General features: G+C 43.1%; 15 protein-coding genes and 1 riboswitch. Of the genes, 10 read left to right on the top strand and 5 right to left on the bottom strand.

Features of this window, described 5'->3' with window-relative positions; translation table 11 throughout:
• Positions 1–4 precede the first annotated feature (4 nt).
• The 6 genes from QMA13_RS36570 to QMA13_RS14210 all read left to right on the top strand — a co-directional run bounded on the left by QMA13_RS36570 (position 5) and on the right by QMA13_RS14210 (position 5270).
• Positions 5–325: a 2'-5' RNA ligase family protein gene (locus QMA13_RS36570; RefSeq protein WP_481858219.1), complete on the top strand. Its 321-nt coding sequence runs from the start codon at positions 5–7 to the stop codon at positions 323–325.
• A gap of 61 nt (positions 326–386) precedes the next feature.
• Positions 387–1013 carry an SAP domain-containing protein gene (locus QMA13_RS14190; RefSeq protein ID WP_282942153.1) on the top strand — a complete coding sequence of 209 codons (627 nt, stop codon included), beginning with the start codon at positions 387–389 and terminating at the stop codon, positions 1011–1013.
• A gap of 406 nt (positions 1014–1419) precedes the next feature.
• On the top strand, positions 1420–2781 hold the full coding sequence (locus tag QMA13_RS14195) for a glycoside hydrolase family 30 protein (protein WP_282942154.1): 1362 nt from the start codon (positions 1420–1422) through the stop codon (positions 2779–2781).
• Positions 2782–2894: 113 nt separating this feature from the next.
• Entirely contained in the window at positions 2895–4211 is a 1317-nt protein-coding gene (locus QMA13_RS14200) for an ABC transporter substrate-binding protein (protein ID WP_282942155.1), read from the top strand.
• 297 nt (positions 4212–4508) lie between these two features.
• A complete protein-coding gene (locus tag QMA13_RS14205) occupies positions 4509–4964 on the top strand; it encodes a MarR family winged helix-turn-helix transcriptional regulator (RefSeq protein WP_282942156.1) in 456 nt (151 codons plus the stop codon).
• A gap of 129 nt (positions 4965–5093) precedes the next feature.
• Positions 5094–5270 carry a hypothetical protein gene (locus tag QMA13_RS14210; RefSeq protein ID WP_282942157.1) on the top strand — a complete coding sequence of 59 codons (177 nt, stop codon included), beginning with the start codon at positions 5094–5096 and terminating at the stop codon, positions 5268–5270.
• 5 nt (positions 5271–5275) lie between these two features.
• On the opposite strand, the gene QMA13_RS14215 is transcribed toward QMA13_RS14210, so the two are convergent.
• Positions 5276–6103, bottom strand: coding sequence for a serine/threonine protein kinase (locus QMA13_RS14215; RefSeq protein ID WP_282942158.1), 828 nt, complete (start codon positions 6101–6103; stop codon positions 5276–5278).
• Positions 6104–6247: 144 nt separating this feature from the next.
• Here QMA13_RS14215 and QMA13_RS14220 point away from each other — a divergent pair, with 144 nt between their 5' ends.
• The 3 genes from QMA13_RS14220 (at position 6248) to QMA13_RS14230 (ending at position 8813) form a co-directional block, all read left to right on the top strand.
• Entirely contained in the window at positions 6248–7162 is a 915-nt protein-coding gene (locus tag QMA13_RS14220) for an ATP-dependent DNA ligase (RefSeq protein ID WP_282942159.1), read from the top strand.
• A gap of 50 nt (positions 7163–7212) precedes the next feature.
• Positions 7213–7314: riboswitch (TPP riboswitch) on the top strand.
• A gap of 81 nt (positions 7315–7395) precedes the next feature.
• On the top strand, positions 7396–8676 hold the full coding sequence (locus tag QMA13_RS14225; RefSeq protein ID WP_282942160.1) for an acetylornithine deacetylase: 1281 nt from the start codon (positions 7396–7398) through the stop codon (positions 8674–8676).
• A gap of 26 nt (positions 8677–8702) precedes the next feature.
• Complete coding sequence (locus QMA13_RS14230) at positions 8703–8813, top strand: thiaminase II/PqqC family protein (RefSeq protein WP_481858171.1); 111 nt, start codon at positions 8703–8705, stop codon at positions 8811–8813.
• A gap of 106 nt (positions 8814–8919) precedes the next feature.
• On the opposite strand, the gene QMA13_RS14235 is transcribed toward QMA13_RS14230, so the two are convergent.
• The 4 genes from QMA13_RS14235 to QMA13_RS14250 form a co-directional block, all read right to left on the bottom strand.
• On the bottom strand, positions 8920–9375 hold the full coding sequence (locus tag QMA13_RS14235; protein ID WP_282942161.1) for an AraC family transcriptional regulator: 456 nt from the start codon (positions 9373–9375) through the stop codon (positions 8920–8922).
• Between the two features lie 253 nt (positions 9376–9628).
• Positions 9629–10489, bottom strand: coding sequence for a GNAT family N-acetyltransferase (locus tag QMA13_RS14240; RefSeq protein WP_282942162.1), 861 nt, complete (start codon positions 10487–10489; stop codon positions 9629–9631).
• A gap of 226 nt (positions 10490–10715) precedes the next feature.
• A complete protein-coding gene (locus tag QMA13_RS14245; protein ID WP_282942163.1) occupies positions 10716–11546 on the bottom strand; it encodes an AraC family transcriptional regulator in 831 nt (276 codons plus the stop codon).
• A 115-nt stretch (positions 11547–11661) separates the two neighbouring features.
• Positions 11662–12147, bottom strand: a complete 486-nt coding sequence (locus tag QMA13_RS14250; RefSeq protein ID WP_481858220.1) for a phage lytic cycle repressor MrpR family protein — start codon at positions 12145–12147, stop codon at positions 11662–11664.
• A gap of 376 nt (positions 12148–12523) precedes the next feature.
• On the opposite strand from QMA13_RS14250, the gene QMA13_RS14255 reads away from it, so the two are divergent.
• The gene (locus tag QMA13_RS14255) at positions 12524–13951 is read left to right on the top strand and encodes a serine hydrolase domain-containing protein (RefSeq protein WP_282942165.1); all 1428 of its coding nucleotides are present in this window, start codon (positions 12524–12526) and stop codon (positions 13949–13951) included.
• Positions 13952–13973: the final 22 nt, after the last annotated feature.

Below are 13973 nucleotides of genomic sequence, written 5' to 3' on the forward strand. Positions count from 1 at the left end.
CGGGATATTTCCTGTAACACGAACATGTTACCTAGCTCCCACGATTACTCAAGAGCTGCTGCAGCTTCATGCTGCATTCCACAGACATTTTGAACGGTATCAGCAGACGGCGAATCCGTACTATATTCCCAATAAGTGGAGCCCGCACTGTACACTTGCCACACAGCTTCATGAGGAAAAGATTGTCGAGGCAGTGCAGCACAGCTTGAACCGCTTCAAACCTTTTCAAACGGAGATAATTGAAATCGGTTTGGTTGAAATTATGTTCAATGGCGACAAATGCATTAGAAGCAGAACTGTCGCTTCGGTTCCTTTAGTGAAATAATTGTTAGGGTATAGTTGTTTATAGTTGTAAGGAAAATAATTGGAGTAAATGAGGATAAAGAATGAACCGACCACATTTTTCGATAGAGCTAACTATTCAAGAATTTGAAAATCATTATTGGTATAAAACAGATTTGGTCGATATATGCCGCACCTATCACATCTCTCCATCAGGGACAAAAGCGGAGCTAGAACAGAGGATTAAAAAATTATTGAGTGGTGAAGCTGTGAAGGATGACCGGAAAGTGAATACGACGATTAGAAAGAATCACAGGGGAACAGAAGAGATATCTCTTCATACGAAGCTTATTCCTGATGGATTTAAATTCAATGCGAGGGCTCGTGAATTTTTTGCTCAATACTTTAACTTGCCGAAGTTCTCGTTTACCAAGGATATGGCGGCGGCATTAAGAGAGGCAGAACGTCAAGGTGATATGGAAATGACCGTGGCGGATTTAATTGATATTTATAATGGGAAGAAAGTCGTCGAAGGCCCGGAGGAAAAAACATATCAGTGGAATAATTTCGTTAAAGATTTCAATAAAGATCCTGGATCGAACCTAATAAAAGAAGATCGAATGAAAGTAGCGGCAGCGCTATGGACAACTGTACGCGACACTCCGGGTAGTAAACAATATTTGCCTCAGCTGTTAGACAGCTATCTGAAGGATAAGATAAATAAAAATTAATTGATTATAGGAATGACTTCGTCATATATGTGGGGAGGTCTTTTTTTTATGTGATGAAATAAGCATAATATGTAAAATTAATTGTTGCAATCGATTTCATTGCATATTATACTCAATTCATCATCTTGATACTACTTTGTAATTGCAATATTACCATTAATAATGATTAAATTAAGAAATTAATTTGAGAGGGGAGGTCGCTGTTGTTCATAAGACTATTAAGGAATAATGAAATCGATTTCATTATTGTGTGAATTAGGGAATCAAATCTAATTAATTAAAGCACTAAGGGGTTAGAGGATGAATAAAGTTAAGAATTAGTGATCATTTGGATTTGATGAGTATCAGTTGTATTGAAACAAATGAAATCGATTTCAGATTAACTAGAGGAAGAAGGAGAAACTAGATGATCAAAGCAGAAGCTTGGCTAACAACACATGATTTAACTAAAAAGCTGCAAAGCGATTCAGTACAGCATTTGAAACGCGAATCAGAAGCAGGGGACCATGTATATAAAATTAACATAAACGCGGCTAAAACATTTCAAGAAATGGACGGATTCGGCGCTTCTTTTACAGATGCATCCGCCTGGCTTATTCATGAACGGTTGGATGAGGCGACACGCTCTGAAGTAATGAGGAAGCTGTTTGACCGTACAGAGGGTATCGGTATGACCTTTATTCGTCAACCGATGGGGGCATGTGATTTTAATGATGAAATGTATAGCTACAATGAGCTGGGGCCTAATGAAACGGACTATGGACTGGAACACTTTACAATAGAACATGATCAGCGGCATATCATTCCGTTGCTTCAAGAAGCTTTACGTATATCGAGAGATATCAAGATAATGGCCTCCCCTTGGAGTCCGCCTGGTTGGATGAAAACCTCAGGTCAAATGATAGGCGGTCGGTTGAAGCCGGAATGCTATGGCGTCTATGCTGACTATTTTGTCCGGTTTATTCATGCGTATGAGCGAGAGGGAATAACCATATACGCGGTTACACCGCAGAATGAACCCGGTTACGAGCCTTCGCAGTACCCAGGGATGCTCATGACCGCGGAGGAGCAAATCGAATTTATTAGGCATTTAGGTCCGGCTTTTCGTCGCAATCATATTTTTGCACTCATCATGTGTTATGACCATAACTGGGATGTCATGGATTACGCTCAAAAAGTGTTGGGGAACTCGGAAATCAATAATTATGTAGCAGGTTCCGCATGGCACTGTTACGGAGGCAAGCACGAAGCTATGTCGGTCATTCAACAGCAATTTCCGGATAAAGGGATTTGGTTTACGGAGGCATCCGGTGGAGAATGGATTCCTCCTACGCAGGCAGCATTCCTGGATCAGATGAAGCATGTCATCCGCTGCTCCAGAAACGGCTCCAAATCGATAGTATGGTGGAATATTGCTCTGGATGAAAAGAATGGTCCGACTGTATTAAAGAAAAGTACTTGTAGGGGTTTACTCCGTATAAGTCGTGAGACCGGAGAGGTTGAATACAATCTGGATTATTATACACTTGGGCATATTAGTAAGTTTGTTATACCAGGTGCGATGCGCATCGATTCGAATACATACGAGGATCAACTGGAGACGGCTGCTTTCCGAAATCCGGACGGAACGATCATATTGATCGCTTCAAACCGCACTTCGGATCCCAAATCTGTCAAGGTTCAAGTTGGCTCCGAATGCTTCGGTTATGAAATACCTGGGGATAGTGCGGCAACGCTGCAGTTTAAGCAAGTTACAAATGAAGATTAAGCATGATATTAATAGTATGTGACCCAGGTAACTTTCGTCTTAAGAGGTACCTCCTACATCCGTGGTTCACTGCACTTTCGTGGTCTTTATCATTTTCTATAGGGGGCAAGTAGATGTTTAGAAAATCGATTATGATAACGCTTTCAGTTGTGCTGTTGTTAATGAGTGGATGTGGGGGCGCCAAAGTTCAAGAGGAAGCCCAAGGCACTAGCGAAAGCTCGAATCATGAACCAATCACGTTGCAAGCCTACGCCTACGCAGGGGCATTGAATCAGGATGATTTTGAAAAATATGTTGCAGCCCCTGTTAAGGCAAAATTTCCGTATATCACGTTAGAATATGTTCCGAATGGTAAAGGCACGAGTCCCAAGGAGCTTCTTACCGCCAGCGCAATGCCTGATATTATCATGACCGGCTTACGGCAACTGATTAATTTTCAGGATCTGGATGTCCCCGTCGATTTGCGGGAGTTAGCCAAAAAGCATAAGCTGGACATTTCACAGTACCGTCAGGATGCTATTGAAGCAATTACTAGCTATGGAACCAAGGGAGAGCTGTACGCCGTACCGTTTTATGTTAACTTTTATGCGATGCTGTACAATAAAGATCTATTTGATCGGTTCTCCGTTCCGTACCCTACGGATCAAATGACATGGGACGAGGTCAAGGTGCTGGCGGCCAAGCTTAGCAGAGTACAGGATGGGGTTACCTATAATGGCATGCAGCCTGCAGATACGATAGAAACGTTCGGACTTGGCTTGTCGGTTCCTTTTATCGATGAGCAGACGGGAAGAGCCAAGGTTGCTACTGACGAATGGAAAAAAGTTTTTGAAATAGCTAAAGAGTTTAACACGATTCCCGGCAATGAGCCGAAGGATGCTAAGAATATGTATAAAGCCGTGGACCAATTTTTCAAGGACAAAAACATTGCGATGATGCCGTACTTCGGTACGAGATTGCAGGTGGCAGCTAAATCGGATGCGGAGCTTGGCTTCAACTGGGACGTGGTAGCATTCCCCAGCTTTAAGGAAACGCCTGGGAAAACGGCAGAGGTGGACGCCCAAGTATTCGCGTTATCGAAAACAAGCAAATATCAGGATGAAGCATTCAACGTGATCCAATATTTAACCGCATCCGAAGAGGTTCAAAGCAATTTTGTTAAGCTTGGAAGAGCGCTGCCTTCATTGAAGGATGACAAGCTGTTGAAACAGTTCGGGGAAGAATATCCAGTTCTGAAAACGAAAAATGTGCAAAGCATTTTCAAAAGTACGACCAAGACACCGCATAAAACCAACAAATACGATGACCTTGTTCGTGGTAAAATCAAAAATGCCTTTGCCGAGCATCTGAGCGGGCTGGATATTAATTCTGCTCTGAGGAAAGCAGAGGAAGAGGCGAATAAGGAAATCGACGCTTTGGAGAAAAAATAACGGTAGAGCAGACTCCCTGTCTTATTAGACGGGGAGTTTTGCTAATGGAGGGTTGGATTAAACCGATGGTTTTGTGCCAAGCAGATAGATACTTGCATAAACAAGTATCTAAAGGATATAATGGTTCCATAATACTTGCATAAACAAGTAACTCGCAGGGGTGATTCGGTTGAAGAAGTTTGAACCGCATTTCTGATGAGCACGTTGATAGGAACTCTTGTTTCGATACCTATAGCTTTTATAGCCTTTCCCGTAGCAACCAAAATTGTACGCAGTATAGTGAGGTAGTGATCATCCATGGACAGTCAAGAAAAAGTTGTTCTGTATCGTCGGGAGGAATCTCCAGGATACATAATCAGTATAGCCGCGAAGACGATAACGAATCGGCTGCAGCAAAATTTCAAAATAGGCAATTATGATGTGACGCCTGAGCAATGGATTATTTTAGACGAATTATGGCGCAAGGATGGCTGCTCCCAACTGGAGCTCGCAACAGCTACTTATCATGATCAGCCCAGCACATCCCGACTCATTAACAATTTGGTCAAACGAGGCTTGGTGTTCCGATCTCAAGATCCGAATGATAAGAGGAGCAACCAGATCTTTTTAACGGATAAAGGAAGAGGACTGCAGGAAACGCTTGTTAGTCTCGTTTTGAAGACAGTTGCTGAATCCATCGACGGGATTGACGGCAAAGAGCTGGAAACCTGCCTAAAAGTGTTGAAGCAAATGACAGGCAATTTACAAACATAATAAGCGTGCTCCTGGTTGCTATCTTTCAACAGAAAGAAAGCGACAGGGGGCGTTTTTTGTGTGAGCATTAAAATACTTGGAACGTGATAAACCGTAGATCGTATATAGAGCCAAAGGAGGTAATTGGCCATGTTGCGTAAACTATTAAGCAAGCTTCTTAATAAACACAGTGGTTCACAGTACCGCCCGCGTCGTAGCAGTGATGATTACGAGAACTATCAGAAGAGACGTTCGAATGACAAGCATAATCAGTACGGTCACCAGCATTATAAAAAGAAAAGATCCTCAAGCTCTTACAGCAGCTGATAAGGTTACTTTAGTTGGAGAAGAATTTGGTCAATTTGCTCAATAATATCCTGAGTATGATCTATGGGCTGTTCTGTCATCAGTAATCGGCGGAGCAGCTTTTTGGTATGTGGATGAATGGATAATTCCTGCTCCCAGCTTAAGTCCTGGTTGTCCTCGTTCCCTTCCTTAGAGCTATAATTACTGTATAACAGAAACAGAAGCAGATGACCGACTGCATAAAAATCACTCGTGACATGAACGCGCCTACGTAGTTTTTTCTCCAATGGTTCGTCCTCATCCACATCATAAGGATCTGAAGAATCGGAGTCCTCATCATCTAATTTCCTGGCCAACCCCAGATCAATGAGTCGAACTTGCTCTTGGTTCACTATCACATTGGCCGTGCGGATATCCCGATGAACCATGCCATGGGAATGAAGGTGCTCCACGACACCCAGCAGCCTTTTTATCAGAAGGAGCGACTGGCTTTCCGAATAAATCCGATTCTCATGAAAAAGCAACTCATCCACACTTTTTCCTTCAAAATATTCCATGGTGAAGCATAGATGCCTTCCAATTTGAAATCGTTCGTACAAATCCGGTATACCAGGATGATTCAAATGCTCTAGGGCTGCAGTTTCCTGATCAAATATTCGTTGGGCACGAAGCGACCCTCCATGCAAAAGACTTATTCGCTTCAAAACGCAAAGACGGTTTGCGGCTATATCCTGGCATAAATAAGCGACTCCATAGCTTCCCATACCGAGTCTGGATTGTATTCGATAACGTGTATGGATAACAGCCCTTTGCCGAAACGCTAAGTTCTCCCAAGAGCGAAGAATGGTATTCATCCGTTTAGTCCATCACTGCTTGAGTTGATTGCCGAATATTCTCCTATTCATGCTCGAAGCCGCCTCTTTTCTTAGACAGAGCTATTGTTATTTTAGCACGGTTACGAATGGTTCTTCTATGGTAAGAATGAAGGTATGAGGTGATTGAAGTTGCAAGTATTCACACCGGTACAGCCTATGCTTGTCAGTATACGGAACGAGCCGTTTGACGATGAACGATTCCTGTTCGAGCCCAAGTGGGACGGTTGGCGCATTCTTATCCATAAACAAGGAGAACGGATCGAGGCCTATACGCGTCAAGGAAATAAAATAACGAATAAATTGCCAGAGCTGAAGCAGGTTGTCGCCCATATTAAGGCTCATACTGTGATTTTGGATTGTGAAGGAATCGTTATGCGGGAGGGGAGACCTGTGTTTGATGATTTTAGTTACCGTGGACGACTGAGCAATTCAATGAGGATTAGCCAGGCCGTTGCCACGCATCCTGTTACGTTCGTTGTTTTCGATGTATTACTTACGGATCGAGAGCTTATCCATGACCCATTAATAGAACGCAAGAAACGGTTGGAACAGCTGATACTGCCTTCACAAGTGATAATGCCCACTATGTATGTTCTGGAACGAGGCCTTGCTCTGTTTGACTTAACACGTATCAGAAATATGGAAGGCATCGTAGCCAAACGTAAGGACTCGATCTATATACCGAATACGCAGAGCCGAGATTGGTTCAAAATCAAGCATTTCAAGACTATCGACGCCGTGATCCTTGGCTTCAGGATGAAACCCTTCGCTCTTGTTCTCGGCTTGCAATTTCGAACGGTTAAGAATAAGCCGGTTGGCTTAGTAGAATTTGGCTTTAGTTCGGAGGATAAAGCTCTATTTATGGAGCTGGTCAAGGACATTTATACGGAATTTGACCAAAGGACGCAATGGATACAGCCTAAGCTGTGCTGCCGCATTCAATATTTGGAAAGGTCGGATACCCATCAGCTGAGGACAACAGTATTTAAGCAATGGTTGTTTGACAAGAAGCCGGAGGATTGCCTATGGCATTCCTAGTGTATTGAGCACTCTACGTTGTCTATGGTACTATGAGTAAGAACTGAATAGGAAGTCACTAGGGGTGCTAATGAAGCTGAGAAAGGCAGGAAGCCTTAACCCTTACACCTGATCTAGGTAATGCTAGCGAAGGGAAGTGGACGGCAATGCAGCGCTTTTAGTATGCATGTATACCACTTTGACCAACGGAGTGGTTTTTTTATTGTACATTTTTAGGTATTGGAGGGATAGGATTGAGTCAGACTTTAGAGGCATTGGTAAGGCAAGTTGAGGAGAGACAGGAAGAATTAATTAATTTGGCTGCCCAATTGATTCGTTTCAAAACCCCGGCGCCTCCAGCCAGAAATACCGAGGAAGCTCAGCAATTTATCGCTAAGTTCTTGGCAAAACGCGGGTTTGCGGTTGATCAGTGGGATGTGTATCCTGGTGACCCGAACGTTGTTGCGGTAAGGAAAGGACAAGCTTCTGATCAATACAAAAGCTTGATTATTAACGGACACGTAGATGTTGCGGAAGTGAGTGCCGATGAACCTTGGGATAAAGATCCCTTCGAGCCCGCGGTCCGAGACGGGGTCCTCATAGGCAGAGGAGCATCGGATATGAAAGGCGGCTTAGCGGGTGCTCTGTTTGCTATCCAGCTCCTTGACGAAGCAGGAATTCACCTGCCCGGAGATTTGCTGTTCCAATCTGTTATTGGTGAGGAAGTAGGGGAAGCTGGGACGCTTCAATGCTGCAATCGTGGCTACAGTGCGGATTTTGCCGTGGTTGTTGACACTAGTGATTTGCATATTCAAGGCCAAGGCGGAGTCATTACCGGCTGGATTACTGTGAAGAGCAAACGAACCTTTCATGATGCAACTAGAAAAAGTATGATCCACGCGGGCGGAGGTCTATTTGGGGCAAGCGCGATCGAAAAGATGATGAAGATCATTCAAGGGCTTCAGGAGCTTGAGAGACATTGGGCTGTCACGAAAAGCTATCCGGGCTTCGCTCCGGGGACCAATACGATCAATCCTGCCGTGATTGAGGGAGGAAGACATGCGGCTTTTATTGCCGCTGAGTGCCGATTGTGGATTACGGTTCATTTTTATCCCGATGAAACCTACGAAGGAGTAGCTAAGGAGATAGAGGAACATCTTAACCGGGTTGCTCAAGCCGATCCATGGCTAAGGGATAATCCGCCGCAGTATGAATGGGGAGGCTCCTCCATGATTGTGGATCGAGGAGAAATATTTCCCTCACTGCAGGTCGATCCGGATCATGCTGCCGTACGATTATTAGGCAAGGTCCACGAAAGTATACTCCAGCAGCCTGCCCTAGTGGATGTTTCGCCGACGGTAACGGACGGTGGTTGGTTCGGAGATGCGGGTATTCCAGCTGCCATTTATGGGCCTGGGGATTTGCAAAACGCTCATGCAGTGAATGAACAAGTATCCATCGAGCAATTGGTTCAATTTACGAAGGTTATGCTGAAATTCATCTATGAATGGGGTCACACTCCCAAATCAAAATAAAGGAATTGCTTGGTTGAGGAATTACGATGAAATTTTCCGATTACTTAATGGGTAAGCTGCAGCCGATTTGGCGAAGCAATCATTCTCATCCGTTTGTACAGGAAATGGGCAAAGGGACGTTAGACCTTCTCCTGTGAAACGAATGGGGACAAGGGCTCAATAAGTATATTGGGGAATGATGATGTATCAGATTGACGGGATAAGCGAAACCTTACCCCGTCTTTTTTGGGTTGATATATCAAGCTATAATGGTTTTACTGGTACACATAATTCGCAATACTCGTTATTAATCATATCACCGGTGTATCTTTCAAAAATCGGTTTGTTGTCAATTTGATAACCACTGTTTTGTAAGGTAGGAAAGATTTCAACCCATGCATGTTGTATAGCTTCCGCTGTATGCTTGATTTTGCAAATAACATATGTTCCTCCTGGGAGTTCTCCTTCGTAAATGGAACTATCAATTTGATAGTCGTTGGAAATGACAATACAAGCATCATATCGGCATTTTTCAGGAAGTGTTGTTTCTGGGTTATCTTGAGGAATTCCGAGCAGTATAGCTGATTTATTGAGTAGATGTTTCTCCTTAGCCCATTTTTTTAACTTTTCCATGGCTTGAATGTTTCCAGGACCATACGGCCCAACATGTCGAACGTAAGCGATGCGATAGTTTGGAAGAGTTTCGACCTTCATATTCATATCTTCATTTCCCTCCTGTATTTATGATCACTACATTTCGAATGCTAACATGATATAAAATGATAATCACTCTTGATTTTTAGAAAAATTTTATAACTATTTTGAGTACCCATGAAAAAATGACTCCTACCAATGCACAACTGGTAGGAGTCTCAGCTCGTAGGCGTATATGGCTAACTCCATCGCCTTTTTCACGATGATTCAGCGTAAAGGGAGGAAATACCTCAATAACGATAGCAGGTAATGCAAACCATTATAAAAGCAATTTCATATGTACTTGTTCTACCGAGGTGGTAAAACCGATTCGCTTCAACAGGCTGATTAACTCCAGATTTGATTCCCTCAGATTCACGGCTACGCGCTTACACGTGTGATCAAGTGGGGACAGCGCAGCTTGTAATGCTGCTGACAGAATCGCTTCCGTATCTGCATGGCAGGGCATTGCCTCACATTGATACACTGTGACCGCAACCAGCATGCCATCCTCTCCCAGCACTCGTTTAAGCAGCAGATATCCAACCGTTTCTCCACAATCACTTACGATGAGGCATTCGCCTTCCCTGATACTTGGCCACTGCGTCTGCCAGGCGGAGAGGGAACGGTAGAAAGCCAGCAGTTCGACCTCTCTGGATAATCCTCTGCGTACAAGGTATTTAGGATGTGGAGTGAGTACCTGTAGTTCGTTGTTCAATGTTTCATTGCATTGCAAAGTGATTAAGCGTTCGGTAATATCATACCCTGCATGCCGGTAGAGCTTAATTGCGGGTTCATTTTGAGCAATAGCCTCAAGTAACGCGATTTCAACATTCTGTTTCTGATACAAAAGGATATTTTGATGCATTAATTGTTTTCCAACACCTTTGCCCCTGTAAGCAGGTACGATGCCTGTACCTCCGTTCCAGGCGACCTTCCTGCCACCAATCCACCGAAATCCATTAATCACGAAGCCGATAGGTTCCTCCTTTTCGTACATCATTATGGAATGGTCGAGAGACAGCCCCTCGTTAACCGCTCTCGCCATAAATTTGTCCACATCCATAGCAATCGGCACAAAATACCCTTCAAAACCTTTATTCCATAACCAAACCAGCTCTTCCAATGATAACTTGCTCATTGATTGAAAGGTCACCATCAAGGACAGCCTCCATTGTATATACTTTTTAATAGCAAAAAAATGTTTACCTAGCATAAAGAATAACTCTGTGTGCTTGAGCAAATACCGCGGACAGAACGTGTCTCTCAGAATAAATTAACCATTTGTCAATTCTAAGTTGAGATCATGCTGGAGCAAATTCGACCCGGCTTTTTTATCTTCTATCGTGAAGCATCCATTGCAGATTTCATCTTTTGGCTGCGCCAATCCGGTAAGCACGCGGAGAGATGCCGGTATTCTTTTTGAAAGATTTGGAGAAGTGATATACATCGCTAAATCCGGTTACAGAAGCAATGTCGGCAAGGGTGTCATCCGTGCTGGTTAATAAATCTTTTGCTTTATCAAGTCTTCTTTTGTAAATATATTGCATGGGCGTAATGCCAAGATGCGTTTTCATAAAATGATATAAATAGTTCGTATTGAAGTGCATAATTTCCGCCAGCTGCTCAATCTTGATATCCTTGTCCATATGATGATCGATGTACTCCGTGACTCTTTGAAGCTTAAGGACGGAAGCAGGAGCCACCGATTCCAGTTCATTGCGAACACTATGGTCTATAAAGGAAGAAATGATCTCGTAAATGGCTGATTTGGCCCTAAGCGACAAAGAGGGTGCAGTCCAAGACAGCGTCTGCTCCATACGTTGAAAGGCTTGTACGATTCCGTCAAATGGAGAGGTATTCATGACATAAGGAAGCCCATAATATTGGAACAAGGGAGAGAACATAATATTGGATGTAAAATGGCACCAATATTTGGTATAAGTATTGGAGCTAACCGTAGAGAAGGAGTGCAGGGTACCTGCCGGAATGAACACGAATTGCCCAGGAGAAGGATACACATCTTGATCCTGAATGCGAATCCACCCTTCGCCATCGCAAATATAGTACATTTTATTGTATTCAGGATTTAAATTCTGGTATCCCCAATCAGGCCGGCAATGGGTAAACCCTCCGTTTAATAAATGGATCTGTAAGTCAGATATGTAGTTATAAATCAAATCTTTTCTGTTCTCCATTTCGGCACTCACCTCTCTTGTCAAAAGCAGGAACCGTCTCTATTTTAATATAAAACGAGTCACAATTGAACAGTTCCAGACATGAAAAAAGAGGCTTGAGCAGCCTCCGTGTCTTTTAAGCGTATGCTTTTTCCTTAAGCTCGAGCTTTACAGCAGTCAAATGCGTTAGTTCCGGTGTTGAGAAAAATTCGGCAAGTCGGCGCAATCTCATGTAAATCGTTCGGAGCACGACGGAATCCATATCCGTTATCATACTTTGATTAGCGATAAAATCTTGAATGCTTACTTTTATAAGGAAATCACTGTCTCGTAAATTCACGGATAACTGTTTGCTTGGATTGTAGCCGTTATTAAGAATATATTTGGTTTGCTGAAGCGCGTTTTGAAAAAGATCAACACATCTTTTAGTGACAGAGACTTGTCTTTTCAATCCATATGAATCTTTAACGACTAATAGTCGGTTAGCTGCATCCAGAGAGTCTTTCTTTAAATACACGATTTCGTGGGTGCCTATACCTTCCATGAGCAAACGAATAATAATCGCATCTTGTGGATTGATACATTGAGACTCAATAAAATTAATTTTTTCAAAAATAATAATAGCAAATCATCCCTTCAGATTTCGTTAGTGGTTAGTGGGTACTGGAATATTTTACAATAAGTAAACCATTAATTATACGATGTAAAAAAGGAAGTTTTGTCGTATGTTGACTTTCTTCTAAAATACTTTATGACAACAGTCTTGGTAATATTACTTAAATATTAGGCAATTACTGAAGGATTGAAGCCATGTATGCAAATGAGGATTTATGCTACCAGCATAAAGGTGGGATTCTGTAAGCATATGTAGAATAATTTAATGAGCATGGCGCTCTTTTTTGACAATTTTAAACTGCATGATGAATGAATACTGGAAGGATTTCACAGCCGAGCTGCGAATTAGTACATTATTGAACTCAAAGGGGTGAATCATTTCCATGGATCAAGCGTATGTTTTACCTAGATGCAGGCCGGAGTCGGTTGGTATATCTCCATTAGCAGTGGCGGCTTTTTTGGAGGCAGCAGACTCGAGTAAGATTGGGCTTCATAGCTTTATGCTGCTGCGTCAAGGTCAAGTGGCAGCTGAGGCAAGTTGGTCTCCTTATCATGCTGATAACCTTCATATGCTGTTCTCATTGAGTAAGAGCTTTACTTCAACTGCAATTGGATTAGCTGTCGAGGAAGGACTTTTATTGTTGGATGATTTTGTAATAAATTTTTTCCCAGATAAAAAGGTTCAAAGGAGCGGGAATTTTAGCTCATTGCGTGTAAGGCACTTATTGTCTATGTCAACGGGACACAGTCAAGACACGATGCAGAAGCTGTGGGATTCTCCCGATGGAGATTGGGTTCAGGCTTTCTTGAACACCACTATTGAGTATGAACCAGGTACGCATTTCGTATATAACAGTGGCGCGAGCTATATGCTCTCAGCAATCCTACAAAAGGTATCAGGGCAAACACTCATGGAATATTTGCAGCCGCGGTTACTTCAACCGTTGGGCATTGGGGGTGTGTCTTGGGCTACGTGTCCAAGAGGCATAAACACGGGAGGCTGGGGCCTTAGTGTTAAGGTGGAGCATATTGCTTTGTTTGGTCAATTGTATTTGCAAAAGGGAATGTGGCAAGGAAAGAGGCTGTTGTCCGAGGCTTGGGTGGAAGAAGCTACCTCCTTGCAAATTCAGAATGGAGCGGGCGAAGAAAGCGATTGGAAGCAAGGATACGGTTTTCAATTTTGGATGTGCCGACATGGAGCTTATAGAGGTGACGGTGCGTTCGGACAGTTCTGTATCGTACTGCCCAAGCAGGAAGTCGTTATTGCTATGACCTCGGGTATGAAGAAGCTGCAGCCTGTTCTTGATTTGGTGTGGACATACTTGCTGCCGGGATTTTTGGAGCAGCCGTTAGCCAACGATGAGGAAGCCTATGAATCGCTTAATCGGATAAGCAACTCTCTTGCTTACAAACCCTTGGCATCAGAGGCTTCATCCGAAATGGCGGCTCAAGTATCGTGCAAACGAATGGTTTTTGCACCTAATGAGTTGAAGTTTGAAGCAGCTATGCTTAAGTTTACGGATAATGCTTGTGTAGTTACGTACTGGAATCAAAACGGTGAGGACCAAGTACGCTGCGGAATCAATCATTGGATAGAAGGCAGAACGAACCTGACAGGAAGGCCTTCGAAAGTAGCCGCAAGCGGGAGTTGGCTTACTTCAGAAACATTCGAAATGGAATGGCGATATGTAACGACTCCATTTTCAGATAGGGTAACATGCAGGTTTGATGAGAATGGCGTTCATATTGAGCTTTTGCGCCTCGTAGGCGGCCCTGAACAACCCGTGTTGATCGAGGGAAAATGGGAATAACGATATCAAAAAGAAAGCAGGT

Source organism: Paenibacillus sp. RC67, from assembly GCF_030020805.1.
GTDB lineage: Bacteria > Bacillota > Bacilli > Paenibacillales > NBRC-103111 > Paenibacillus_S.